The organism is Paractinoplanes atraurantiacus (assembly GCF_900215205.1).
Classification (GTDB): domain Bacteria; phylum Actinomycetota; class Actinomycetes; order Mycobacteriales; family Micromonosporaceae; genus Actinoplanes; species Actinoplanes atraurantiacus.
This window is the reverse complement of sequence record NZ_OBDY01000035.1, coordinates 1-24,677: the sequence shown is the minus strand read 5'-3', so window position 1 is coordinate 24,677 and position 24,677 is coordinate 1. Positions and strand designations below refer to the sequence as shown.

Genomic DNA, 24,677 nt, shown 5'->3' with positions numbered 1-24,677 from the left:
AGCCGTCGCGGCCGGCAGCTCGGGTGGCTACTGTTGCGTGGTGATGAGTGCCATGGCGTCCGGCGCATGAGTCCGGCCACCAGGGCCGGGCACGAGTGCTGGTCATATGAGGATCAAGGTCTCTTCGACGCGTACGCCCGCAGATGTGTCGACGCGGGCCTCGCGGCCGGGGAGCGGGTCTGGTATGTCCCCAGCCACAACTCCGAGGTGACACCGCTGCCGGGCGGTGACGCCGTCCGCGTCATCCGGTTCGCCGAGGCCTACGCCGGCGACCAGGTCGTCGACCCGGCCGGCCAGGTGGCCGCCTACGCGGCCGCGACCGAGGACGCCCTCGCGGCCGGCTTCACCGGTTTCCGGGTGGTCGCCGACGTCACGCCGCTGGTGCGAACCGACGAGCAGCGCGACGCCTTCGCCCGGTACGAGTATGTGATCGGCCGCTACATGCGGCACCACCCGATGAGCGCCGTCTGCGCCTACGACCGCGGAGAGCTGGGCGAACACGCCGTGGCCGAGCTGGCCTGCCTGCACGAGTCGAGTCACGCGGCCGGCGTGACCTTCCAGCTGCACCCGGGCGCGACCAGCGCCGAGGCCGTGCTCGACGGCGAGCTCGACACTTCGGCCGGTGAGCTTTTCGCGACCGCGCTGCGGCGCACCGACCTCGACCGGGCCGGCGACGAGGTCGTGGTCGACGGTTCCGGGTTGCGATTCATCGACCATCGGGCCCTTCTGACCCTTCAGCGGTACGCGGAGTCGCAGTCGACGACCGCGGTGCTGCGCACCCGGCTCGGCGCGGTGGCCCGCCTCGCCGGCCTGCTCGAACTCACGCACGTACGGGTGGAGGCGGCCCGATGACCAGGACCGGGGCCGCGGCCGGCTACCACGGCTACTACCACGAGGCCGTCTGTTACGAGTCCGACGACGATCTGCTTGCCGTGGCCGTGCCGTTCCTGCTCGGCGGCGCCGCCGCCGGCGAGCCCACGATCGTGGCGCTGGGGGAGCGGGCCGCCTCGGTGGTGCGGGCGGCGCTGCCCGGCGACGCGCCGATCACCTTCATGTCCGGCGGGGCGATGTACGCGCGCCCGGCCGGCGCCATCCGGGCGTACCGCAAATTGCTGGCCGGCCACGTGGCCGCCGGCGCGCCGCAGATCCGGATCATCGGCGAGCTGACCGCCGACCTGTTCGGGCCGGTCTGGGACTCGTGGGCCCGCTACGAGTCGGCGATCAACCACGCGTACGACGAGTTCCCGCTCTGGAGCATGTGCGCGTACGACATGCGCACCGCGCCCGCGCAGGTGTACGAGGACGTGCTGCGCACACATCCGCGCACCGCGCGCCCCGACGGCACTCACGTGCCGAACGAGACCTACGTCGATCCGGTGACCTTCCTCAGCGACCGCCGTCTTCCTGTGCCCGACCCGCTGCAGCGTGCAGCGCCGCGCGCCGACATCGCCGAGCCCACCCTGGGTGACGCCCGGCAGGCCGTGCGTGACGCCGACGGCGGCCGCCTGGCCCCGGACGACGTGGACGACCTGATCGTGGCGGTCAGTGAGGCGGTGGCGAACGCCTACCGGCACGGCCGCGCCCCGGTGCGGCTGCGCCTGTGGAGCTCCGCCGACCGCATCGTCGTCACCGTCACCGACGGCGGCCCCGGCCCGAAGGACCCGTTCGCCGGCCTGCTGCCGACCGGCGACGGCCTGGCCGGCGGGCTGGGGTTGTGGATCGCCCACCAGTCCTGCGACCACGTCGCCATGTACCGCGACGCCGGCGGCTTCACCATCAGGCTGACGACCGGGAACTAGGGCCGGTGCGGGTCCTCCGGCGACAGCCACGCGTTGGGGTCGTCGAGGCAGGTCCGGTCGACCGACCGGGTCAGCGCCTCCACGACCGCCTTCACCACGGCCCGCGGCTCGTCGATGCGGGAGACGAGTGACCACGTCCAGTACGGCGCCGGCTGCCGGATGGGCCGGGCCACCAGGTCGGGCGGCACCGGCGCGGTCTGGCTCTTCGGGTTGTTGACCACCGGGCGCCGGAGACGGCGTACGTGGTCGAAGAACGCGGCCCCGGTGACGCCGCCCTCGGGCACGTATTCGACCCGGGCGCCGGTCTCCTCGGCCATGGCCAGCGCCCAGCGGTTCCACGACGACCAGCTGGTCTCGTCGGCGTCGATCAGCACGACGGTGTCGGCGGCGCGGACCGGTTCGCCGTCGGTGCCGGTGCTCAGCGCGTAGAGCCGGTCGGAGCCGAGCAGCCGCGCCTCCAGCTTGTCTTCGGTGATCGTGCTGGTCGGCACCCAGCAGATCGCCAGGTCGAGGCCGCCGTCGACGACCCGGGCGGCCTGCGCGTGCGACGGCAGGACCCACGCGTCGACCAGCAGCTGGGCGACGCCGGCGGCCCGCTGCTCCAGGTCGGGCGGCCGCCAGTTGACGTAGCCGAGGCGTACGGGCTGATTCAAGGAAAGGCCTTTGGCCGTACGCCGGAGGTCGTCGGCGTGATCGAGCAGCGCCTTGGTCCGGGGGAGCAGCGCCTGCCCGGCCGCGGTGAGGCGCACCGTGCGGCGGTCCCGGTCGAACAGCTGCGTGCCGAGGTCACGCTCGAGCGCCTTGATCTGCTGCGACAGGGACGGCCCGGCGATGCGCAGGCGCTCGGCGGCGCGGGCGTAGCTGAGTTCCTCGGCGACCGCGACGAAGTAGCGCAGCTGGCGGAGCTCCATGGTAGGGGCAGCCTCTCACGAGGGAGGAAAGCAGTCGTGCCGCGCGAACCGAACCCGACGCACTCTCTGGTCATGACAAACAACGAAGCGCTGACAACCAACAAGGTAGCTGTCGTCACCGGAGCGTCCCAGGGTATCGGCGCCGCCACCGTCGCCGCGTACCGCAAGCTCGGCTGGAACGTCGTCGCCAACTCGCGCACCATCGCGTCCTCGAACGATCCCGGCGTCCTGACCGTGCCCGGCGACATCGCCGACCCGGCCGTCGGCGCCCGCATCGTCGAGACCGCCCTGAGCGAGTTCGGCCGCGTCGACACGGTCGTCAACAACGCCGGCATCTTCATCGCCAAGCCGTTCACCGAGTACACGGCCGAGGACTTCGACGCGGTCACCGCGATCAACCTGCGCGGCTTCGTCGTGGTCACGCAGAAGGCGGTCGAGGCCATGCTGGCGCGGGGCGAGGGCGGTCACGTCGTCACCATCACCACCACGCTCACCGATCACCCGGTCAGCGCGCTCGCCTCGGTCTTCGCCTCGCTCACCAAGGGCGGCCTCAATTCGGCGACCAAGAGCCTGGCCATTGAGTACGCCAAGAGCGGCATCCGCTTCAACGCGGTCTCCCCGGGCATCATCGCCACGCCGATGCACCCGGCCGAGACGCACGAGTTCCTGTCGGCCCTGCACCCGGTGGGCCGGATGGGCGCGATCAGCGACATCACCGACGCCATCCTCTACCTGGAGAACGCGCCGTTCGTGACCGGCGAGATCCTGCACGTCGACGGCGGCCAGAGCGCGGGCCACTGATGAGCGACTTCCTCGACGAGGCGGTTCTGCGCCCCCTGCTGGACGATTGGCGCAAGGCGATCGCCGCCCACGACGCCGAGGGCGTGGCGTCCCTGTTCACCGACGACGCCCTTTTCCAGGGCCTTCAGCCCCACACGGTCGGCCGTCCCGGCATCGAGCGCTACTACGCCGGCCAGCCGGCCGGCCTGAAGGTCGAGTACCGCCTGCTCCAGGTCCGCCGTCTGGGCGCCGACGCCGTCCTGGGCTGGGCCGAGGCCGACTTCACGGTCGGCCCCGAGATTCGCGCCCTGCTCAACCTGACCGTCGTGGCCCAGCACACCCCCGAGGGCTGGCGCATAGCCCACTACCACGTATCACCGCGCGTCTGACTCCGGAACCCGGCGGGCCTGCTCGCCCGCCGGGTCCTGCGTTGTGGGCGGGAGGCATGCAGTCCGATCCCGGGTGGACGGCCGAGGGGGAGCACGGGCAAATCCGGAAGCGGCCCGGCACCGTATCGGCGACGGCAGCTCAGCCGCTGCTGGACTACCTGACCAGTCGTTACCCGCTCACCCGGGCGATTCCGATGGACTTCACCGCCAATGCGGTGCCGGAGGCTCAACCGGGCGACATCGTCGCCTACGACTGGGAGGGCGACGGAGCCGTCGATCACCTGGCCCTGGTTGTGAACATCAGCTCGGGTGCGTATCCCGAGGTCGCCGAATGGGGCGTGGGCCCACTGCCGCGGTCGGGATATCAGACGCGGGGCTGGACCTGGTCGAACTTGAAGGGTCGCTGGCTTCAGGTCGATCACCCGAACGTACGCGCGAACCTGATTCATATCGATACCACCAATATCACTACGTTCTAGCGCGCTTCGCCGGGTGAAGGCGGGTTATGACCCTTCCGGTATGAAGCGATTTAGAACAATCACAGGCCATTCATAGGCTTCGATGTCAGGCTCCGGGCTTCCGTCCATCAGGGAGGAAGCTCATGGAGAACGAAGCCTACGTACGGGCTGTGCACGACAAAGGGTTCACGTTCGACCGCCGGCGGCTGCTTGCTGTCGCCGGCGGCACCGGGGCGCTCGCGCTCACCGGCCTGTGGCCCGGCGGGGCCGAAGCGGCGGCCGCCGAGGCCTGCCTCGAGGAGGTCGAGTCCGAGACCGCGGGCCCGTTCCCGGCCGACGGATCCAACGGGCCGGACGTCCGTACGATCAATGGTGTCGTCCGCCGCGACATCCGGTCCTCGTTCGGCGGGGCCACGGGGGTGGCCGGTGGTGTGCCGCTCACCTTCTCGCTCGTCGTGCAGGACCTGACCTGCAAGCCTCTCGTGGGGGCGGCCGTCTACGCCTGGCACTGCGACCGCGAGGGCCGCTACTCGCTGTACTCCAGCGGCGCGACCGAGGAGAACTACCTGCGCGGCATCCAGGTGACCGACCGCTCGGGACGCGTCACCTTCACCAGCATCTTCCCGGCCTGCTATCAGGGGCGCTGGCCGCACATCCACTTCGAGGTCTACTCGACGCTGACCGACGCCACCGGCGGGGCCGGGCCGATTCGCAAGACGTCGCAGATCGCCTTCCCCGAACAGGTGGCCGACGCGGTGTACGCGACCGCGGCCGGCTACGAGCAGAGCGTCGCCAACATGGAGCGGATCAGCCTGGCCACCGACATGGTCTTCCGTGACGACCTGGCCGCCCGCGAGATGGCCACGGTGACCGGCGACGTCGATTGCGGTTATGTGGCCCGCCTGACCATCACCGTCGACCCCGCCAACGTGGAAGAGCCCGGCGAGGGCCCGCCGCCACCGCCAGTGGGCGGCGCCACTGTGTGACCGCACTCTCGTCCGAACCCTGAACACGAGGCGCGCGGGTACGTGGTTCTGGTCGAAGGAAGAAGGTGCAGTCATGAATGACTCGATCGCCTACGGGCCGGCGGGAGTCGCTACCCGGGACCAGAGCCACGCACTGTTCGCCCGCACGATGGGCTTCGTGGCGGCAACGGCGGCTCTGTTCGCCCTGGGCGCCTATCTGGGGCGTGACCTGGGCGGCGGAGCCGCCATCATCTCGTACATCCTGTCGTTCGGTGCTCTGATCGGCATGCAGTTCACCGCCCGCCGCTCCCGCGAGTGGACGGTCGGGCTGCTGGCCCTGTTCGGGCTGTTCATCGGGCTCGCGGTGGCGCCGACGCTGGCCTTCTACGCCAGCCAGGACCCGCAGGCGCTGTGGCAGGCCGGCGGCGCGACGGCGCTGTTCATCGCCGGGTTCGGCTCGGCCGGTTACGCGACGCGGCGTGACCTGAGCCAGGTCGCCCGGTTCGCGTTCTGGGCGCTGCTGGCCCTGATCGCCTTCAGCATCGTGCTGATCTTCGTGAACATCCCGAACGGCGCGCTGATCTACTCGATCCTCGGCCTGGTCATCTTCGCCGCGCTCACGCTTGTCGACTTCCAGCGGCTGCGCCGCAACACGGACATCGACTCGGCGCCCCTGCTGGCCGCGTCGATCTTCCTCGACATCCTCAACGTGTTCCTGTTCTTCCTGACCATCTTCAGCGGGCGCGGCGACGACAGGTGATCGAGACAACTGGCTGAGCACTGAACATCTTCGGCCACGCCCCGTTGCTTCCGGTGAAGGTTGATGTCGGAAAGGCGACGGGGCGAGCTCGTGGACGCGGCGTTGAGTTATGTGCTGATCGGCCTGGCCGACGGCAGCACCTATGCCGTTGCCGGGCTCGGCATCTCGCTGCTCTACCAGGTCACCGGCATCATCAACTTCGCGCAGGGCGACTTCGTCATGCTGGGCGGGATCACCTACGCGGTCACGGCCGGCGCCGGGGCCCCGAAGATCGCCGCGGCGGTGCTGGCCCTGACGGTGACCGCCGGCGTCGGCGCGCTCATGCACGTGGCCGTGCTGGCGCCGGCCCGCAAGGCCGGGCCGGATCGGCTGATCATCCTCACCATCGGGGCGTCCCTCCTGCTGCAAGGGGTGGCGCTGATGGTGTTCGGGGCCGAGCAGCATCCGGCCGAGCCCTTCCAGGAGAACGGCGAGCTGAGGCTGTTCGGCACGTTCCTGTCCAGCCAGTACCTCTGGTGCGCCGGCGCCACCCTGCTGGCCGCGGTCGCGGTGTGGCTGCTGCTGCACCGCACCGGCTGGGGCCGGGCGATGCGTGCGACCGCGGCCGACCGTGAGATGGCCCGCCTGATGGGCCTGTCGCCGCTGCGGATGGGCCTGATGGCCATGGTCGTGGCCGCTCTGCTGGCCGGCCTCGGCGGGATCGTGCTGGCGCCGCTGCAACCGCCCGACCCCACGGTCGGCGTGCCGCTCGGGCTCAAGGGCTTCACCGCCGCCGTCCTCGGCGGCCTGGCGTCGCCGTTCGGCGCGGTCGCCGGCGGCCTGGCCGTGGGCGTGGTCGAGGCGTTCGTGACCGGCCTGGTCAGCAGCGGCTATCGAGACTCCATCGTGTACGGGCTTCTCGTGCTCGTCCTGCTGATCCGTCCCGGCGGGTTGACGGCGCTCAGAAAGACGGCGCGGGTGTGAGGAAGTACGCGCTGTTCGTCGTCCTGCTCCTGCTCGTGCCGGTCGTCTTCGCCCGCTCGTCGTTCTTCACGATGTCCACCGCCGTGCTCATGGTGCTGCCGGCCATCGGCGCGCTCGGTCTCGTGCCGCTGACCGGGCTGGCCCAGCAGGTCTCGCTGGGCCAGGCCGCCTTCTACGGCATCGGCGGCTACACCTCGGCCATTCTCACGACGCGCTACCACGTGGACATCTGGTGGGGCATGGTCGCCGGGGCCGTGCTCGCGGGGGCCACCGCCTGGCTGCTCGGGCTGCTGATCTTCCGGGTGCAGGGGCACTATCTGGCCCTGGCCACGCTGGCGTTCGGGCTCACGCTGGCCGCACTGGCCAACGAGCTGCCGTTCACCGGCCGCAGCGCCGGCATCACCGGCCTGCCGGCGTTGCCCGGCGGCGATCGGGGCACCTACTTCCTGTTCGGCGGGGTGCTGCTGGCCGCCATGATCGGGGTGGACCTGCTGATCCGGTCGCGGCTGGGCAGGTCGCTGACCGCGGCCGGCGACAGCCCGATCGGCGCGGCCGCGAGCGGCATCGACATCGGGGCGCTGCGCCGGGCCGCCTTCGTGGTGGCGGCCGTGCTCGCCTCGATCGCGGGCAGCGGTTACGCGCACTGGTACCGCTTCGTCGACCCGAGCATGCTCGGGCTGCTCAACTCGGTCGAGCTGCTGATCATCGTGAGCGTCGGCGGCCGCGACCAGGTGTGGGGCGCCCCGCTCGGCGCCTTCGTGGTGATCAGTTTCGCGCAGATCGCGAAGGACCGGGCCGGCGGCGGGAGCGAGCTGACGGCGTACGGAATAGCCCTGATCTTGAGTCTTCTGCTTCTCCCGCGCGGGCTGGCCGGGATCAAGCTCCGGAGAGCAGGATGAAGGCCGCTCTCGAAGTTCAGGACGTCACCGTGCGGTTCGGGGGAGTGACCGCGCTCGACCGTCTGACGCTGCGGCACGACCGCGGTGGCATCGTCGGGCTGATCGGCGCGAACGGCGCGGGCAAGACGACCCTGATCAACGTGTTGTCCGGGACGATCAGGCCGGAGAGAGGTCGGGCGCTGCTCGACGGACGCGAGCTGACCACGTTGCCGCCGCATCGGATCGCCCGCGCCGGCCTGGCCCGCACGTTCCAGAACCTCCAGCTCTTCGGCTCGCTGAGCGTGCTCGACAACGTCCTGGTCGTCGACCGCGACGCCGCGCCTCTGCTCGACGAGGTCGGTCTGTCCGACGATCTCGAGAAGAAACCCGGGGAGCTTGCGTACGGGCGTCAGCGGCGCCTGGAACTGGCGCGCGCCCTGGCTCTGCGGCCGCGGGTGATCCTTCTCGACGAGCCGCTCGCCGGGCTGGCCGGCAGCGAGAGCGACGAGCTGCTGGAGCTGTTCGGCCGGGTTCGCGACCGTGGCGTCACCGTGCTGCTGGTCGAGCACGACGTGCCGAGCGTGCTGCGGATCAGCGACCGCGTGCTCGTGCTCGACCAGGGCGCGCTGCTGGCCGACGGCACCCCGGGCGAGATCACGGCCGATCCGGCCGTCCACGAGGCCTATCTCGGGCAAAGAAGATGATCGAACCCCTGTTGCGGGTCACCGGGCTGGTCGCCGGATACGGGCGCATCGAGGCGCTGCACGGCGTCGACCTGGTCGTCAACACCTCCGAGGTGGTCTGCCTGATCGGCCGCAACGGCGCCGGCAAGTCCACACTGCTCAAGTCGATCGCCGGGCTGGTCCGCCCCCGCCGCGGGCAGATCCTGCTCGACGGCCGCGAGATCGGCGGCTGGCCTGTCCAGCGCCGGGCCCGGGCAGGCGTGGCCACCGTGCCCGAGGGGCGGCACGTCTTCGCGCCGCTGTCGGTGCACGACAACCTGCTGCTGGGCGGGCGCGGCCAGCCCGCCGGCATGCTCGCGGCCTCGCTCGACGACGTCTACACCAGGTTTCCGCGGCTGGCCGGGCGCCGTCGCCAGGCGGCCGGCACGCTCTCCGGCGGCGAGCAGCAGATGCTGGCGATCGGGCGGGCGCTGATGGCCGGGCCGGAGCTGATCCTGCTCGACGAGCCGTCGCTGGGGCTGGCGCCGCGGGTCATGGCCGAGGTCGCCGAGATCATCTCGGCGCTGGCCGGCGCCGAGACCGGCGTGCTGCTCGTCGAGCAGAACGCGGAGGTCGCGTTCCGCGTGGCCCGCCGGGGCTACCTGCTGGAACGCGGCCGGATCAGCGCCTCGGGACCGACAAGGGTCCTGCGGGGCAACGCCCGCGTCCGCGAGGCGTACCTCAGTAAGGATTAGATTTGCGAAGCTTCATCGCCCTCGCCGTGCTGGCCGTGACGCTGGCCGGCTGCGCGGCACCCGCCAAGGCCGCCGACGAGATCGTCGTCGGCGTGAGCCTCGAACTGTCCGGGCCCACCGCCTCCATCGGCACCGCGTCGCGCCACGCGCTCGAGCTCAAGGCGAAGCAGCTCAACGCGAGCGGCGTGCTCGGCGGACGCCGGCTCGAACTGGTCGTCAAGGACAACCGCACGGACAACAACACCTCGGTCGCCAACATCAACGACCTGATCAAGGACGACCACGCCGACGCGATCATCACCGGCGGGTGCAGCCAGTGCACGCTGGCCGCCGTCCCCGCGATCACCGACAACCGGGTGCCCACGGTCTCGCTCGCCGCGGCCGGCGCGGTCACCAGCCCGGTGCGCGACCGCCGGTACATCTTCAAGACCACCCAGACGCCGGGCCAGGACGCCCAGCTGATCACCGACGAGCTCGTGCGCCGCGGCGTCACCCGGGTCGGCGTCGTCGCGGTCAGCAACGTCTACGGCCAGGAGGGCCGGCAGGAGTTCACCCGCCGGGCCCGGGCGGCCGGCATCGACGTGGCCGAGACCGAGCAGTTCGGCCAGGCCGACGCCGACATGACCATCCAGGTCTCGAAGATCGTCGCGGCCCGGCCGCGGGCGGTGGTGGTCTGGGCGGTCTCGCCGGCGGCGCCGATCGTGGTACGGGAGTTGCGCGCGGCCCGCTACGACGGCGAGATCTACCTGGGCGCTGGCGCCGGTCCGGACGTGACCGCCGAGGGCGTGCACCTGGCCTTCCCGAAGTCGCTGGCCGGCGCCGACGGGGCGTACTCCGGCTTCGCCGCGTTCGCGGCCGACGCCCTGCAGCTGATCGCCGGCGCGGTCGTCACCACCGGCGGCACCGATCGGGAGCGGCTGCGGGCGGCCATCGAGAACGCCCGGCTCGACGGGATCAACGGCCCGCTGCGGTTCAGCGCCGAGGACCACTCCGGCCTGCGGAGCGAGGCCCTCGGCATCCTCACCTTCTCCCACGGGCGCTGGGTTCTCACGTCACCCTGAAACCCATCACCCTGAGACCCGGAGAAGGGCGTCCTTGAGCGTACGCAGGGCGTAGTGCGCCCGGGACTTGACGGTGCCGACCGGCACGCCGAGCCGGTTCGCCGTCTCCTTCGTCGACCGGCCCTCGATGTAGAGCTCGGCCAGGATCGTCCGGTGCGCGTCGCTGAGCCCGTCCACGGCCCGCCGCAGCGTGTCCGCCGCCACCACGGTCTCGGTGGTGTCGTCGCCGATCGGCAGGCGGCTCATGTCCAGGCTGCCGGTCTCGGCCGGCCGGGCCTTGCGCATCCGGACCGCGTCGATCGCCACCCGCCGGGCCACCGTGAACAGCCAGCGCCGGGCGTTCTCGTGCTCGGTGGGCACGGTGTCGAGGTTGCGCCAGGCCCGGATCATCGTCTCCTGGAGGAGATCCTCGGCGGCGTGCCGCTCGCCGTTGCACAGGTTGAGCAGAAAGCTCAGCAGCGGCCGGGAGTGCGCGGCGTGCAGGGCGACCATCCGGGCCTCGGCATCACGGAATCGAGGGCCCGCCATTGTTTCGGTGTTCACGAGAAAACCGCCCGCACAAATCGAATCGATAAGAGTTGCGGATCGGACGATAAGGCGGTGTTTCTTGTTTCCGAATGGATTGCCACTGGTTGCTCGCGGGTAACAAAGCCGCCGCGAGCGCGGCCGCCGTGAAAAAGCGCAGATCAGCGCCGCGATTTTTCCACTTGAACGCGGGCGGTGACGCCATCGTCACCCGGTAATGAACGGCCGGTTCACCGAATCTTATTGTTCTCAATGCCGACTGGGAAAGAGCCGCACCCGTGACAACCACGGGTACGACCACGGTGTCCACGGGGTGCGTGCCCCGTGGTCGCCGGGGAAGGCTGATCACCGGGAGTCAGACAGGGGGCGGACTGGTGATCGGCGAGTGGGAGGCCGCGCGCCCGCGCGTGATGGCGGCGGCGCTGCACGTCATCGGCGAGCGGGCCGAGGCCGAGGACGTGGTGCAGGAGACCTGGCTGCGGTGGGAGCGCACCGACCGGGCGGCCGTGGTCCACCCGCACGCGTTCCTCGCCGTGACCGCCGTCCGGCTCGCCATCAACGTCAAGCAGTCGGCCCGGTGGCGCTACGAGACGTACGTGATGACCGAAGCCGTGGAGCGCGGGCCCGGCCCGGAAACGCTCGCGGAAAGACATCAAGCGGTCGACTCCGCGTTACGCCTGCTGCTGGAGAGATTGACGCCCGCCGAACGGGCGGCCTATCTGCTCCGCAAGGCATTCGACTATTCGTACCGCCGCATCTCACATGTTCTGGGTCTGGGGGAGGACCATGCACGCCAACTCGTCCGGCGCGGCCATCAGGCTCTCACCGGCAAACGACGCCAACCGGTCGACCCGAATGAGCACCGGCGGCTCGTGCGCGCCTTTCGGGCCGCCGCCGAGGGTGAGCTCGCGGGGCTGGAGCGGTGCCTCGAATCGGAGCCGGGCCGCGGACCGGAGCCGGGCCTCAGGCGGTAGCCGCCATGCCCTCGGGCAGGCTGGCCCGGATCTGCTTGCGCGACGCGATGCCGAGCTTTGCGAAGACCTTGCGCAGGTGCCACTCGACGGTGTGCGGGCTGAGGAACAGCTGGGCGCCGATCTCGGGGTTGGTCAGCCCGGCACCGGCCAGCCGGGCGATCTGCGCCTCCTGCGCGGTGAGCACGCTCGCGACGGGGGCGACCGCGCGCGGGCGGACCGTCTCGCCGGTGGCCTGGAGCTCGCGGCGGGCCCGCTCGGCGAAGGCCTCGGCACCCATCCGGCTGAGCGCCTCGAACGCGCCGCTCAGCTGTTCCCGGGCGTCCACCCGGCGGCCCTCGCGGCGCAGCCACTCGCCGTAGAGCAGCCGGGCCCGGGCCAGCAGCACGCGGACCTCGGTGCGGCCGAGCCGCTCGATGGCCTCCCGGTAGAGCTGCTCGGCCGCCGTGCCCTCGCTGATCTGGGCCCGGGCGCAGGCCGAGGTGCCCAGCGCCCAGTCGGTGCCGGCGGCGCGGGCCAGTTCGTCCAGGCGCCCGGCGGCGGCCGCGGCCCGGTCGGGCCGGCCGCTGCGGGCCGCGGCCTCGACCAGCTCGGCCGTGGACCACGTGGACAGGCCCAGCTCCTGCGGGTTCCCGGCGCCGCGCTCGGCGGCCGCGTACGCCTGCTCGTAGCGGCCGAGGCCGTTGTAGAGGACCGCCTCGGCCCACTGGGTCGCGGTGAGCACCTTGCCCTCGCCGCGCAGCGCCCGGTCGCGGGTGATGGCGTCGACGACCTCGCGGGTCGCTTCCTCGCGCCCGCGCCAGGGCTCGAGCACGAGCGCACCGTACTGGGCGAAGAACCGGCTGCCGGTCGCCTCGCCGATCGCGGCCGACTCGGCGACCAGCGACTCGGCGGCGCCGAACTCACCGGCGAAGACCCGGTTGGACAGCCGCAGCAGCAGCGCCGACGGCAGCACCGACAGCGCGCCCACCTCGCGCGCCATGTCGACCAGCCGGGCCGACAGCACCGACCAGCTGTCGAACTCCCAGACGTTGTGGGCCATCCGGCAGGCGAACGGCAGCCAGCCCAGGGCCGCCTCGCCCGACAGCTCCGAAACGCCCAGCTGCGACAGCCCGTCGCGCAGCATCGGCACTCCGGCCGCGTAGCCCTCGGTGACGATGGTGGCGCCGCCGTCGAGCAGCAGGGGCGGCTCGGCGGCGGGGCCGGGCGGCGCGGCCAGCGCGGCCCGGGCCACGTCGGCGACCTGGGCGCCGGTGGGCAGCCGGCCCGCGGTGAACGAGGCGTAGAGCGCGTCCCGGTACGTCTCGCGGGCCAGGCCGGGGTCGATCGGCTCCAGGCGCCGGGCCGCCTCCAGCAGCAGCGGCAGGGCGGCGCCGGCGCTGCGCGAGGCGAAGACGATCTGGCCGCGCAGCAGATGCGACGAGGCCAGGCCGCGGTCGTCGAGCGGGCTCAGCTCGGCCGCGTCCAGCAGCTCGAGCGCCGCGTCGAAGCCGCCGGCGCGATAGGTGGCCCGCGCGGCCGCGAGGGCGCGTTCGCCCCGGCGTACGGCATCGGGGGAAAGCTCCGCCGAGCGTGCGAGGAACGCCGCGGCCGCCGCGACGCCGCCCCGGGCCTGGGCCCGGCCGGCGGAGCGCTCCAGCTCGGCCGCCACGTCCTCGTCGGCGCCGACGGTGGCGTGCGCCCGGTGCCACGCCCGCCGGTCTGGGTCCGACCCGGGATCGGTGGCCTCGGCCAGCGCGCGGTGCACGGCCTGCCGGTCGCGGGGTTCGGCGGCCCGGTAGGCGGCCGAGCGCACCAGCGGATGGTGGAAACGCACACGGGTGCCGAGCGTGATCAGGCCGGCCGCCTCGGCCGCTGACGCCGCCGACACGTCGACGCCCAGCCGCTCGGCGGCCCGGGTCAGCAGGGTGACGTCGCCGACCGGCTCGGCCGCGGCGATCAGCAGCAGCCGCTGCGTCTCGGGCGGCAGCGCACCGACCCGGCGCAGGAAGCTCTGCTCGATCTGCCCGGCCAGCGGGCGGGCGTCGGGCCGGCCGAACCCGCCGGCCAGCTCGGCCGGGGTGAGGCCGCGCGGCAGTTCGAGCAGGGCGAGCGGGTTGCCCTGCGACTCGGCGACGATCCGGTCGCGGACGCGCCGGTCCATCCGCCCCATGACCGAGTCGAGCAGCGCGCGGGCGTCGGCGTCGCTCAACCGGCCCACCTCCAGCTGAGGGAGGACGCTGAGTTCCTTGTCGGTCGACGCGTCGGCACTGTGCGAACGGACGGCCAGGACCAGGCCGATCGGCTCGGCCAGCAGGCGCCGCGCGACGAAGGTGAGGGTCTGCGCGGAGACCCGGTCGAGCCACTGCGCGTCGTCGACCAGGCAGATCAGCGGCCGCTCGGCCGACACCTCGGCCAGCAGGCTGAGCACGGCCAGCCCGACCAGGAAACGGTCGGGCGGCGTGCCCGCGGCCAGGCCGAACGCGGTGGCCAGGGCGTCGCGCTGCGGGGCCGGCAGTCGGTCGAGGCGGTCGAGGAAGGGCGCGCACAGCTGGTGCAGGCCGCCGAAGGCCAGCTCCATCTCCGACTCGACGCCGGCCGCCCGGGCGACTCGGACGCCGCCGGCGGTGTCGTGCAGATGCCGCAGCAGGGCGGTCTTGCCGATGCCGGCCTCGCCCCGCAGCACGAGAACCGAGCTGCTCCCGGACCGCACGGTCGCCACGAGACGGTCGAGCGTCTCGCCCTCCCGCTGCCGGCCGAGCAGCCCCACCATGGTCATCACCCCGGCGCCGAGCGTATACCGGTCAGGGCACGGCGAGGATCGGCGCCGGGTCGCCGTCGGTCCAGGTCTCCGGCAGTACGGCCAGGGCGTCGGCCCCCGCGGCCGCGTGCAGGCCGGCCGAGCTCGTCTCGGCCGCGATCCGCCAGCCGGGGTCGCGGTGCACCGGCACGATCCGTACGCCGCCGGGCATGAGTTTGGCCCTGCCGCCGACCGCGACCTCGGGCAGCGCAACCGGCGGGCGGCCGCCGAGCGCGGTCAGCAGCGGCTCGAGCAGGGTCAGGGCGGCGACCAGCCCGGCGTACGGGTTGCCGGGCAGGCTGACCACCCAGCGGCCGTCGGGCAGCTCGGCCAGCGCCTGCGGATGCCCGGGCCGGCAGGCGACACCCCGCACGTGCCAGGTCGCGCCCAACCGGCCGAGCACCCCGTGCAGGTGGTCGGCGGCCCCGGCCGACGACGAGCCGGACACGACGACGACATCGGTGCGGGCGTCCGCGAGCTCGGCCTCGAGCAGGGCCGCGACGTCGCGCACGTGGCGGCGTACGACCGGCTCCGCCCCGGCCCGGACCGAGACGGCCGTGACCAGGCCGGTGAAGCTGTCCCGCACCTGGCCCGGCCCCGGCACGCCGCTGTCGATGACCTCGTCGCCGGTGACCAGCAGCGTCACGGTCGGCCGGCGATGGGCCGACAGCCGCTCGACACCGGCCTGCACGGCCGCGGCGACGATCGTGGCGTTGACGGTCCGCCCGGCCGGAACGAGCACGTCGCCGGGACGCACGTCGTCACCGGCCCGGCGGATGTGCGCGCGGGCGCCGAGACGGCCGGACACGATCCCGTCGCCGAGGACGCTGTCCTCGTAGGGCAGAACCGCGCCGGTGCCCTCCGGAACGACCGCGCCCGTGGCGATCTCGACCGCGGTGCCGGCCGCCAGCGGGCCGGTGTCCGCGACGCCGGCGAGAAGCTGGCCGGTCACCGTCCACGGCCCCGGGCCGGCCACCGCATAGCCGTCCATGGCCGCGGTGTCGAAGGCCGGAACCGGCCGCACGGCCTCGACCGGCGCCGCCAAAACACACCCGGCCGCCGCCTCGACCGCGACGCTTGCGGCCGCGAGCGGCTTCGGCGTGGTCGTGGCGATGACGTACGCCTCGAACCAGCCCATCCCCACGAACCGACCTTACTTGCGCCGCCTACCGCCGGTAGGCCGGGTAGCCCAACCTCTCGACCAGGTCACCCGCGGCCTTGGCGAAGGCCTCCTGGATGTCGTCGTCGAAGTGGTTGCGCCAGTCGCCCGGCTCGCCCTTGCGGTAGTGCGAGACCGCGCCGGTGCCCTGACGGTCGTTCATCCGCGAGAAGCTGTAGCGGGCCAGCAGCGTGGCCATGTCGTCCGGTGGGATGTGGATGCCGCAGTGGCGCATCAGGGCGTCGACCTCCTCCGCCTGGTGCTCGCCGGTCAGGTCCTCGTACCGGAACAGGCGCACCTCGTCGGACTCGGGGGCGTTCACCCACGACTTGAGCGAGTCGAACCGCCCCTTGGCCGCCAGGTCCTCGATCAGGAAGATCAGGCCTTCCTTCTTGGGCCGGGCCTGCAACTCCCGCCGCAGCTCGAGCACGTCACCCATCGGCGAATGGGAGTCGCGGTTGGAGAAGTAGCTGGAGACGACCAGGTCGCGCGGGTCGCGCAGCACGTAGAAGGCGCGATGGTCGTCCGGCTTGTCGACCTTGTCGTAGCGGTCGCGCGCGATGAACAGCGACAACGCCACTCGGCCGGGCGGGCACAGGTTCGGGTGGCTCCAGTTGTAGTAGCGCGGGTCGTACGTCAGCAGGCCCGAATGCCGGAAAACGATCGGATCGCTGAAGACGGCCTTGACCCATTGGCTGGCGGTCTTGCGGATCGCGCAGTGGTAGACATTGGTGAACTCGGAGCGCGCCACGACCGGCACGGTGATCCGCAGTTTGGTGTTGTGAGCCTCCAACATGGCCCGGCGCGCGAGCACGCGGGCGCTGTTGGGCGTGTGGTGTTTGGCGAACAGGACAGCACTGTTGAACATCGTCTGAGCCCTTGTCTTTTCGGTGGCAGGGGGAGACGTTTCAACCCAAGTTGATCTTCAAATACGCGGTGTGACCTGCGTAAATGTTGGGTAGACGGACTTTACAACAAAGTCGACCCAAGAGGTGCGGAAAGGCACCTGTGTGCTTCCTGTAGATCTTCAGGCGGCCTCTTCAGGCGGCCTCTTCAGGCTGCCGAGAACGGCGTCGGGATGCGCACGACGGGAAGGCTGGGCTCGCGGTAGCCGTTCGCCTTCTGCCGGCGCGGCAACGTCACGTCGGACGTCTTCAGCGGCTGGTACGGCACGGTGGCGAGCAGATGCGTGATCAGGTTGAGCCGGCCGCTCTTCTTGTCGTTGTTGTCCACGACGTACCACGGCGCCCACGCAGTGTCGGTCTTGCGGAACATCTCGTCACGCGCCCGCGAGTAGTCGTACCACCGGCTGTAGGACTTCAGGTCCAGATCGGACAACTTCCACACCTTGCGGGGATCGTTGATCCGGCTCTCCAGGCGGCGGGTCTGCTCCTCCGGCGTCACCTCGAGCCAGTACTTGATCAGGATGATGCCGGAGTCGACCATGGCCTGTTCCACACCGGGCACGACCCGCAGGAACCCGTCCGCCTGGTCCTCGGTGCAGAAACCCATGACCCGCTCGACGCCCGCGCGGTTGTACCAGCTGCGATCGAAGATCACCACATCGCCGGCGCCGGGCAGATGCGGGACATAGCGCTGCATGTACATCTGCGAGCGCTCACGGTCGCTCGGCGCGGGCAGCGCGACCACGCGGAAGACGCGCGGGCTCACCCGCTCGGTGATCGCCTTGATCATGCCGCCCTTGCCGGCCGTGTCCCGGCCCTCGAACACCACGCAGACCTTCGCGCCGGTGTCCTTCACCCACTCCTGCATCGCGACCAGCTCGCCGTGCAGGCGCCGCAGCTCGTGGTCGTACTTCTTGCGCTTCATGGTGGGCCTCCTCGCGTACACAAGAAAGATGGCCCACCCGGCAGGCGTGCCCCTCATCCGCCCGGGGTGGTTTCCCGCCGTACGCCGCCATGGTCGGATCGGCCATGACCGTCGGAGCCGTGGTGCTGGTCGCGCTCGCCGTCTTCGCCTGGGGCGTCGTCTCCACCCGCCTGGAACGCCTCAACCTGACCGCGCCCATGGTGTTCGTCGCGGTCGGCGTCCTGCTGGCCCTCGCCTTCGACGTCGACCGGCACGCCGAGGGCGTCGCCGTGCTGACCGAGGCCACGCTGGTGTGGGTGCTGTTCTCCGACGCCTCCCGGGTCGGCCCGCGCGAGCTGCGCCGCGACGCCGGCGTGTACGGGCGGCTGCTCGGCCTCGCCCTGCCGGTCACGGTGGTGGCCGGAACTGTCCTGGCCTGGTGGCTGCTCGACCTGCCCGACCTGTGGCTGGCCCTGCTGGTCGGCGCCGCGCTCGCACCGACCGACGCCGCGCTGGGCGCCGTGGTCATCACCCATCCGGCGGTCCCGGCCCGGATCCGCCGCATCCTCAACGTGGAGAGCGGCGTCAACGACGGCATAGTCACCCCGGTGGTGGTGATCGCGCTGGCCGGCGCCGCCTCCGGCGCCCCCCTGCTGACGGCGCTCCTCCAGCTGGCCGGTGGGGCACTCATCGGGGTCGCCGCCGGCGCGGTGGGTGGCCGATTGCTGCGTACGGCGGGTGAGAGCTTCGCCGGCCCCGCCGTCCTCGCGCTCGCTCTTCTGGCGTACGCCGGGTCGGTGGCGGCCCACGCCAACGGCTTCGTGGCGGCGTTCGCCGCGGGCCTGGCCTTCGGCCACGTCGCCGGCCGGGGCGGCCCCCGCGAGGTGTTCTATGTGGAGCAGACGGCCGGCCTGGCGTCCCTGCTGGTGTGGACGGCCTTCGGCGCGATAGCGGTGCCGTTGCTCCCGTCACGGTGGACCTGGGCGATGCTGCTGTACGCGCTGCTGAGCCTGACCGTGATCCGCATGGCCCCGGTCGCCCTGAGCCTGATCGGCGCCCACTTCGGCCGCCGCACAGTGCTGTTCGTCGGCTGGTTCGGCCCACGGGGCCTGGCCTCGATCGTCTTCGCCCTTTTGGCCATCGAGGAACTGGGCCCATCGGCGGACGCCGCGGTCGCGGTGATAGTCCTGACCGTCCTGATAAGCGTGATAGCCCACGGCCTGACAGCCGGCCCGCTGGCCGCCCGATACGGCTCTCCGCCCGCGCCCGCGCCCGCGTCGGCGTCGGCGTCGCCGGAGAGCGGCCCAGCCCCCGCCGCCCGGTTGGGCGCCCACTACCTCAAGCAGCCCTGATCCGCGCGGGTTCCACGAAGGCGATCAAGGCCCGCGACGGTCGCGCACGGGCCTCGGGTCCCCGTCCTGGGCATAGCTGATCTCGATGTCCGGCAGCTCATTCTGCAAGTCGTAAGCGAGAGTCAGTCCGTCCTGCCGCCAGCTCAGCTCCTCATCGGCGCCGGCGAACTCGAAGTCCGTCAGCGCGATGGCACCGAAGCGGTCGTTCCAGGCCCGCAAACGCTGGACGAGCTGCTCGCTGACACCGAGATCCCTCAGAACGACCGGACCCATATTCTCGGGATCCGAATCCCAGACGGGATCGTCGCTCATGTACTCGGCCATCACCCGAAGAGCCCGAGGGCGGTACGCCTCCTCCACCCAGTGATCATGACAGGCCCTCGTCGCCGGCGGCGGACGATCCACCGCGACGCTACCAAGCGGATCGACAGGCGGCGCACGTTGTCCACAGCCGTGGGCTGTCCACAGGGCTTGCGCACGATCATGTGGTTTTCCGGGAGGATGTTCCTCGAAGGCGGGGGTGTCCCCCTGGGAGGGCGGGCGCTGCCCTTGGTGCGGTCAGCCCTTGACGTGGACGGCGGCCAGGGTCACCTCTGTGTTGGGGTCGGTCTCGGTGGAGTGGGTTCGGGAGCGGCGGATCAGTTTGCTCAGCTCGATGACGATCGGGAGCGCGAGGGCCAGGGCCAGGCAGGCCAGCCACTGCCAGCCGTCGAGGGGCTCGGAGCCCAGGCTGCTGCGCAGGAAGTCGGCCCGGGTGGCCAGGACGATGAAGGCGACCGGGATCAAACCCACCCCCAGTGCCTTGAGCAGGGGCGGGTGCAGGCCGCTGGCCGGGTCGCGGCGGTTGGCCAGGGCGTTGAAGACGGTGCCGAAGCCCATCACGGCGAAGGCCATCGTCACGTTGGGGCCGAAGACCAGGGGGACCAGGGCGGCCAGGAACAGCGTCACGGCGTACACAAGCCAGAACGTCACGGCCGTGCGGTTGCTGATCGGCATCTTGGGGTCGCGCGGCGGGCGGTTCATCACCGCCGGGTCGCCGGGGTCCATGGCGATGATGACCACGCCGGGGACGGTGCAGGTGAAGAGCAGGTAGAGCACCATCGACGGGGTCAGGGCGACGCCCTCGTTGAGGTTGAAGGCGGTGGCCGCGACGAAGAGCAGCACCAGCGAGAGCAGCTGGGTCATCTGGTAGCGGACGTACGCCACGATCTTGTCGTAGACGCGGCGGCCGATCTCGATGGCCCGTACGAGGGTGCCGAAGTTGTCGTCGGTGAGGATCATGCGGGCCGCCTGTTTGGTCACCTCGCTGCCGCTGCCCATGGCGACGCCGATGTCGGCCTGTTTGAGGGCGGCCGCGTCGTTGACGGCGTCGCCGGTCATGGCCACGATCAGGCCCTGCGCCTGCATGGAGCGGGCCAGGCGCAGCTTGTCCTCGGGCGACACCCGGCCGAAGACGTGCAGTTCGGGCAGGCGGCGGGTCAGCTCCTCCTCGGGCATGGCGGCCAGCTCGGCTCCGCTGACCGCGCCCGGGCCGAGCCCGAGGGTGCGGCCGATCGCCTGGGCGGTCACCGCGTGATCGCCGGTGATCATGCGGACGTCGATGCCGGCGTGCAGGGCGACCTGGACGGCGTCGCGGGCCTCGGCGCGCAGCGGGTCGATGATGCCGACCATGCCGGCGAAGACCAGGTCGGTGGTCAGCGCCATGGGGTCGTCGAGCGACTCCGAGGGTGAGACGACCCGGGCCGCGAAGGCCAGCACCCGCAACCCGTCCGAGGCCATCTTCTCGTTGGCGGCCGCGAGCTCGGCCCGTACCTCCTCAATCGGTTGTTGCGGTCCCAGCGCCTTGCCCGATCGGGTGCAGCGGGCCAGCACGACGTCGGGGGCGCCCTTGACCAGCTCGATGGTCTGCGTGACGCCGTCGAGCTCGACGCGGTGGAACGTGGCCATGAACTTGTAGTCGGAGTCGAACGGCACCTCGGCCAGCCGCGGATAGGCGCGCCGGGTCTGCTCGGCGTCGACGCCCAGCTTGGCCGCGAGAACGACCAGCGCCGCCTCGGTCGGGTCGCCGACGACGTCGCCGTGATCGCTGACGGTGGCGTCGCTGTCCAGGGCCAGGCCGAGCGCGAGCCGGGTGAGGTCGGGCACCGGCGCCCCGGCGACCGAGGTGAGCCGGCCGGTCTTGGCGTAGCCCTCGCCGGTGACGCCGAACCAGCTTCCGGCCGAGTAGACGGTCGAGACCATCATCTCGTTCATCGTCAGCGTGCCGGTCTTGTCGGTGTTGATGGCGCTGGTCGCGCCGAGCGTCTCCACGTCGGTCAGGTTCTTCACGACGGCCTTGGCCGCGGCCAGGCGCTGGGCGCCCTGCGACAGCAGCGCCGAGACGAAGGCCGGCATGCCGGTCGGGATGGCCGAGATGGCCATGGCCGTGCCCAGCAGCAGCAGGTCGTCGATCTCCATGCCGCGGATCCAGCCGACCACCACGATGAACGCCACGGCGGTCCACGCGATGATCCCCAGCACCCGGGTGAGCGTGTCGAGCTCCTTGCGCAGCGGCGACCGGGTGCGGGTGACCGCGGTCAGCATCGTCGCGATCTGGCCCATCTGAGTGTTCATGCCGGTCGCGGTGACCACCATGGTCGCGGTGCCGCGGGTGACCGACGTGTTCTGGAAGAGCATGTTCGCCTGGTCGCCGAGCCCGACGTCGTCCGAGTCGAGCGCGCTGGCGCTCTTGGCGACCGGCGCGCTCTCGCCGGTCAGCGCCGCCTCCTGCGTCTCGCAGGTGGCCGAGCGCAGGATCCGCCCGTCCGCGGGCACCAGGTCGCCGGCCTCCAGCTGCACGATGTCGCCGGCCACGACCTCGGGCGCGGGCACCAGCGCCACCTCGCCGTCGCGGATCACCCGGGCCTGCGGCACCTGCATGCGCGACAGCGCGTCGACGCTGGCCCGGGCGGCCAGCTCCTGCCGGGCCCCGAGCACGATGTTGAGCACGATCAGGAAGCCGACGATGAGGGCCGTCGACACCTCGCCGATGAGCAGGCTCACCACGATGACGGCGACCAGCATGAGGTTCATCGGGTCGCGCAGCTGCTCCAGCGCCACCGCGAAGATCGAGGGCGGTTTCTCGGCGGCGATCGTGTTCGGCCCGTTGCGGGCCAGCCGGTCGGCGGCCTCCGCTTTGGTGAGCCCGCGTTCCTGGTCGCTGTGGACGGCGGCGACCACCTCGTCGGCGCGCTGGTCGTACCAATGGTCGATCGTGCTCGTCATCGCCCTAGGTTGAGCGCCCGGCCACCGCCCCTACCTCATCCGGCGAGGATGAAGGTGATGAACGTGTCCGGCGGCCGGGTCTCCGGGACCGGCCCGTCGGTGATCTCCCACTTGTCGCCGGCGACCTCGGTGGCCACGGCCGACCAGAAGGCTTCGACGCCCGGGTTGTAGCGCTGGAAGCCGATCCGCCACCGGCCCGGAAACCGGGATATGACCTGAATTGCGGCGGATCGGCCGACTCCCGTACGGCGGAGGGCCCTGACCACGAAGAAAGCGGCGATCGAGGTGCCACCACCCTCGGCCGGTGCCGTCATGACGTACCCGCCGGTGCGGCCGCCGACCGTGATCAGGAAGGCGTGGCGATCGGGCTCCAGGCCGGTGAGGAAGCGGTCGAGCTGCCGGTCGTTGAAGGTGCCGTCGTCGTTGGGCAGGTGCCCGTACCACTGCGAGAGATCGTGCCGGAACAGTTGGCCGAGATTGCCGAGCACGGCCCGGTGCGTACGGTCGACGGGTTTCAGGACGACCGGCTCGGAAACAGGGTGGGTCGGGACGGGGCCTTGCCGTGTCAGCTTCTCACGCCCCGTGTCGCGACGACCAAACGAGGTTGGTCACCGGAGACGGCCGCTCCGTCGAATCCATGCAACCAGGTCCTGTGCTTGTGCCTGGTACGGCTCGATACGAAGTGCCAGCTCCACCGCCGCTCGAACCACAGCGCGAAGACCCCCAAAGTCAATGGCCAATTCCTGAATCCAATCGTGCAGATCGCGGCCGTCGAGCCTCTCCAGCGACATACGCAGCGCTTCCTCGCCGCCAGGCAGTCGCGGCTGCCAATCGCTGTGCTTTCCCGATCGCCACTCGGTCAGCAGATCGCGGAGCAATACTTCTGGCGGATCATTGCCGATCAAAAATCCGATGGGCCCCTGAAGGGTGGTTACGCCAGGCTGACGCTGGTCACCGTCCAACACCCCGAGTAGTTCGACGGAGTCGTCGAGTCCGGCGTTCACATCCTTGATTATCCTCTGAACACCTGATTCGCCGCTGCGGACGGGGCGAATATCGAGATGGCGTAGAGCTTCCCTGTCCACGGACGAAAGGACGGCGTGCAGGAGTTCAGCTGCAACGGGATCCTCAACAAGGACCACGGCTGCTGTATGAGGCGCAACGCCCAGGTGCGAGGCCAGTTCGGATGCTGACAGATTCGTCCGGATAGCGGGATTGGGTAGTGATGAAACCAGCATGACGTGCTCAGGTGGCAACTTTTGGAAGAAACCGGGACTGTGGCTCGACACGATGAGACACAAGTCGCGCTCTACGGCCATCGCCACGATGGCATCAACCAAGTTGTCCTGGGAAAAGGCAGCCAGGTGGCTTTCTGGTTCCTCGATCAGTACCACGCTGCCCGCTGGTTGCTCTCGAAGCCGCCACAGTAGGTATGCGGCGACCAATTCACCCCTACCCATCTCAAGTAGGGAGTACTGCTTTCCCATCGAGGTGGCCTCGAAGAAGGGCAAAGCCGAGTCGTCGCTACTGAAAGCCGTTACCTCGTATACGAGAAATTCGGAGTAGCTGCGACGGAGTACATACGACAAGCTCTCCAGTTGGGCACGATCGAAAGATGCTGGATCGACGCCCTCCAGGACATCGGAGGCCTGGTCCAAGCGGAACTGTCGGAGAATCTCTTCGGTTTCCGCGGCCGGATCTATGAACGTCACAGTCGAGAGGAGCGACGACGACTTTGTGCCGGTGACCGCGTCAAAGGTTGCGACCCACTCATTGCTGTTGTGCTGGCCGGTGATTTGTATGCCGTGGAGCCACTTCGGGGACCCTGGAATACGGGATCCAGGCTCTGGGTCGGACGCTGACAGGCATCGCCAAATGGCGCCGAGAAGGGTGGATTTGCCGGCTCCATTGCCGCCGGAGACGATGCTCATGCCGGGGGAGAAGTCGAGCTCCAGATTCGCAATGGAGCCATCGTTCATGGTGACGTCGAGCTTCGCGGTGGTCAGCGTCGTTGAGTAGTTTCGTCGGCGAAGCTTCTGAAGGCGAGCCGCTCTCTCGGCAAGTCTCATAGCCACCCGGATTCACCCCAGTGTGCATCTGTTGCGAAGTTGGTCAATGCGCGCTCGGTGTCCGCGGCTTTTTCCAGGTTGTCCCATGCCTCCGCTAGGGGTTGAAGAAAATTCAGCTGTGGCCCGACTATCCGGTAGAGAGTCATCGAGCCGGTCAGATCGCGAAGGACGACCGATGATACATCTGCGACCCTGGCTGTCGCGCGGTCGTGGAAAATGATGAGCGGCAGGTTCTCGGTGGGTTCGTGTCCAGAGGATGAACCGCGCTTGAGGCCAATGGCGCTTCTTTAGTCCAATGTTGTCTATGATCTCTGGTCGTGGCTGGGGCGACGAGGGTGGTCAAGGCGGCGCGGGACAGGTTGCCTGAC

Annotated in this window: 25 protein-coding genes; 14 read left to right on the top strand and 11 right to left on the bottom strand. The window is 70.6% G+C overall.

Annotation, left to right across the window (positions count from 1 at the left end):
* The first annotated feature begins 66 nt into the window (after positions 1-66).
* Positions 67-852, top strand: a complete 786-nt coding sequence (locus CRP55_RS44795; protein ID WP_179855618.1) for an MEDS domain-containing protein — start codon at positions 67-69, stop codon at positions 850-852.
* Complete coding sequence (locus CRP55_RS44790; RefSeq protein ID WP_097328191.1) at positions 849-1,799, top strand: sensor histidine kinase; 951 nt, start codon at positions 849-851, stop codon at positions 1,797-1,799. Before CRP55_RS44795 ends, CRP55_RS44790 begins: the two co-directional genes overlap by 4 nt.
* Here the strand turns inward: CRP55_RS44790 and CRP55_RS55900 are convergent.
* The gene (locus CRP55_RS55900) at positions 1,796-2,710 is read right to left on the bottom strand and encodes a LysR family transcriptional regulator (protein WP_097328190.1); all 915 of its coding nucleotides are present in this window, start codon (positions 2,708-2,710) and stop codon (positions 1,796-1,798) included. The two genes, CRP55_RS44790 and CRP55_RS55900, sit on opposite strands and share 4 nt — an antisense overlap.
* Positions 2,711-2,782: 72 nt before the next feature.
* Between CRP55_RS55900 and CRP55_RS44780 the strand changes: the two genes are divergently transcribed.
* The 10 genes from CRP55_RS44780 to CRP55_RS44735 all read left to right on the top strand — a co-directional run bounded on the left by CRP55_RS44780 (position 2,783) and on the right by CRP55_RS44735 (position 10,381).
* On the top strand, positions 2,783-3,511 hold the full coding sequence (locus CRP55_RS44780; protein ID WP_218855010.1) for an SDR family NAD(P)-dependent oxidoreductase: 729 nt from the start codon (positions 2,783-2,785) through the stop codon (positions 3,509-3,511).
* Positions 3,511-3,879 carry an SgcJ/EcaC family oxidoreductase gene (locus CRP55_RS44775; RefSeq protein ID WP_097328189.1) on the top strand — a complete coding sequence of 123 codons (369 nt, stop codon included), beginning with the start codon at positions 3,511-3,513 and terminating at the stop codon, positions 3,877-3,879. The genes CRP55_RS44780 and CRP55_RS44775 overlap by 1 nt, the downstream gene beginning before the upstream one ends.
* A gap of 56 nt (positions 3,880-3,935) precedes the next feature.
* Positions 3,936-4,358, top strand: coding sequence for an amidase domain-containing protein (locus CRP55_RS44770; protein ID WP_097328188.1), 423 nt, complete (start codon positions 3,936-3,938; stop codon positions 4,356-4,358).
* Between the two features lie 122 nt (positions 4,359-4,480).
* Positions 4,481-5,323, top strand: a complete 843-nt coding sequence (locus CRP55_RS44765; protein ID WP_097328187.1) for a dioxygenase family protein — start codon at positions 4,481-4,483, stop codon at positions 5,321-5,323.
* Positions 5,324-5,396: 73 nt separating this feature from the next.
* Positions 5,397-6,062, top strand: a complete 666-nt coding sequence (locus tag CRP55_RS44760; protein ID WP_097328186.1) for a Bax inhibitor-1/YccA family protein — start codon at positions 5,397-5,399, stop codon at positions 6,060-6,062.
* A 63-nt stretch (positions 6,063-6,125) separates the two neighbouring features.
* On the top strand, positions 6,126-7,025 hold the full coding sequence (locus CRP55_RS44755; protein WP_097328185.1) for a branched-chain amino acid ABC transporter permease: 900 nt from the start codon (positions 6,126-6,128) through the stop codon (positions 7,023-7,025).
* A complete protein-coding gene (locus CRP55_RS44750; protein WP_245923757.1) occupies positions 7,022-7,924 on the top strand; it encodes a branched-chain amino acid ABC transporter permease in 903 nt (300 codons plus the stop codon). Before CRP55_RS44755 ends, CRP55_RS44750 begins: the two co-directional genes overlap by 4 nt.
* The gene (locus CRP55_RS44745) at positions 7,921-8,607 is read left to right on the top strand and encodes an ABC transporter ATP-binding protein (protein ID WP_097328184.1); all 687 of its coding nucleotides are present in this window, start codon (positions 7,921-7,923) and stop codon (positions 8,605-8,607) included. Before CRP55_RS44750 ends, CRP55_RS44745 begins: the two co-directional genes overlap by 4 nt.
* Positions 8,604-9,320: an ABC transporter ATP-binding protein gene (locus CRP55_RS44740; RefSeq protein WP_179855617.1), complete on the top strand. Its 717-nt coding sequence runs from the start codon at positions 8,604-8,606 to the stop codon at positions 9,318-9,320. The genes CRP55_RS44745 and CRP55_RS44740 overlap by 4 nt, the downstream gene beginning before the upstream one ends.
* 2 nt (positions 9,321-9,322) lie before the next feature.
* On the top strand, positions 9,323-10,381 hold the full coding sequence (locus CRP55_RS44735) for an ABC transporter substrate-binding protein (protein ID WP_097328183.1): 1,059 nt from the start codon (positions 9,323-9,325) through the stop codon (positions 10,379-10,381).
* Positions 10,382-10,387: 6 nt separating this feature from the next.
* Here the strand turns inward: CRP55_RS44735 and CRP55_RS44730 are convergent, their stop codons facing one another.
* Together CRP55_RS44730 and CRP55_RS52535 are read right to left on the bottom strand one after the other, a co-directional pair.
* Positions 10,388-10,924, bottom strand: a complete 537-nt coding sequence (locus tag CRP55_RS44730; protein ID WP_245923756.1) for a sigma-70 family RNA polymerase sigma factor — start codon at positions 10,922-10,924, stop codon at positions 10,388-10,390.
* The gene (locus CRP55_RS52535; protein WP_143235378.1) at positions 10,887-11,216 is read right to left on the bottom strand and encodes a hypothetical protein; all 330 of its coding nucleotides are present in this window, start codon (positions 11,214-11,216) and stop codon (positions 10,887-10,889) included. The genes CRP55_RS44730 and CRP55_RS52535 overlap by 38 nt, the downstream gene beginning before the upstream one ends.
* 64 nt (positions 11,217-11,280) lie before the next feature.
* Between CRP55_RS52535 and CRP55_RS44725 the strand changes: the two genes are divergently transcribed.
* A complete protein-coding gene (locus tag CRP55_RS44725; RefSeq protein WP_218855007.1) occupies positions 11,281-11,880 on the top strand; it encodes a sigma factor in 600 nt (199 codons plus the stop codon).
* Here CRP55_RS44725 and CRP55_RS44720 read toward each other — a convergent pair.
* The 4 genes from CRP55_RS44720 to ppk2 all read right to left on the bottom strand — a co-directional run bounded on the left by CRP55_RS44720 (position 11,870) and on the right by ppk2 (position 17,645).
* Positions 11,870-14,635 (bottom strand): helix-turn-helix transcriptional regulator, encoded by a 2,766-nt coding sequence (locus CRP55_RS44720; protein ID WP_097328181.1) that lies wholly within the window; start codon positions 14,633-14,635, stop codon positions 11,870-11,872. The two genes, CRP55_RS44725 and CRP55_RS44720, sit on opposite strands and share 11 nt — an antisense overlap.
* A gap of 25 nt (positions 14,636-14,660) precedes the next feature.
* Complete coding sequence (locus CRP55_RS44715; protein ID WP_097328180.1) at positions 14,661-15,794, bottom strand: molybdopterin molybdotransferase MoeA; 1,134 nt, start codon at positions 15,792-15,794, stop codon at positions 14,661-14,663.
* 28 nt (positions 15,795-15,822) lie between these two features.
* The gene (locus CRP55_RS44710; protein ID WP_097328179.1) at positions 15,823-16,683 is read right to left on the bottom strand and encodes a sulfotransferase domain-containing protein; all 861 of its coding nucleotides are present in this window, start codon (positions 16,681-16,683) and stop codon (positions 15,823-15,825) included.
* A 185-nt stretch (positions 16,684-16,868) separates the two neighbouring features.
* Positions 16,869-17,645, bottom strand: a complete 777-nt coding sequence (ppk2, locus tag CRP55_RS44705) for a polyphosphate kinase 2 (RefSeq protein WP_245923755.1) — start codon at positions 17,643-17,645, stop codon at positions 16,869-16,871.
* A 104-nt stretch (positions 17,646-17,749) separates the two neighbouring features.
* Here ppk2 and CRP55_RS44700 point away from each other — a divergent pair, with 104 nt between their 5' ends.
* Positions 17,750-18,976: a cation:proton antiporter domain-containing protein gene (locus CRP55_RS44700; RefSeq protein ID WP_097328252.1), complete on the top strand. Its 1,227-nt coding sequence runs from the start codon at positions 17,750-17,752 to the stop codon at positions 18,974-18,976.
* Positions 18,977-19,000: 24 nt separating this feature from the next.
* Here CRP55_RS44700 and CRP55_RS44695 read toward each other — a convergent pair whose 3' ends face one another.
* The 4 genes from CRP55_RS44695 to CRP55_RS44680 all read right to left on the bottom strand — a co-directional run bounded on the left by CRP55_RS44695 (position 19,001) and on the right by CRP55_RS44680 (position 24,309).
* Positions 19,001-19,336: an immunity protein CdiI family protein gene (locus CRP55_RS44695; RefSeq protein ID WP_097328177.1), complete on the bottom strand. Its 336-nt coding sequence runs from the start codon at positions 19,334-19,336 to the stop codon at positions 19,001-19,003.
* 198 nt (positions 19,337-19,534) lie between these two features.
* Positions 19,535-22,240 (bottom strand): cation-translocating P-type ATPase, encoded by a 2,706-nt coding sequence (locus CRP55_RS44690; RefSeq protein WP_097328176.1) that lies wholly within the window; start codon positions 22,238-22,240, stop codon positions 19,535-19,537.
* 35 nt (positions 22,241-22,275) lie between these two features.
* On the bottom strand, positions 22,276-22,728 hold the full coding sequence (locus tag CRP55_RS44685; RefSeq protein WP_097328175.1) for a GNAT family N-acetyltransferase: 453 nt from the start codon (positions 22,726-22,728) through the stop codon (positions 22,276-22,278).
* Between the two features lie 120 nt (positions 22,729-22,848).
* Positions 22,849-24,309 (bottom strand): ATP-dependent nuclease, encoded by a 1,461-nt coding sequence (locus CRP55_RS44680; protein WP_097328174.1) that lies wholly within the window; start codon positions 24,307-24,309, stop codon positions 22,849-22,851.
* Positions 24,310-24,677: the final 368 nt, after the last annotated feature.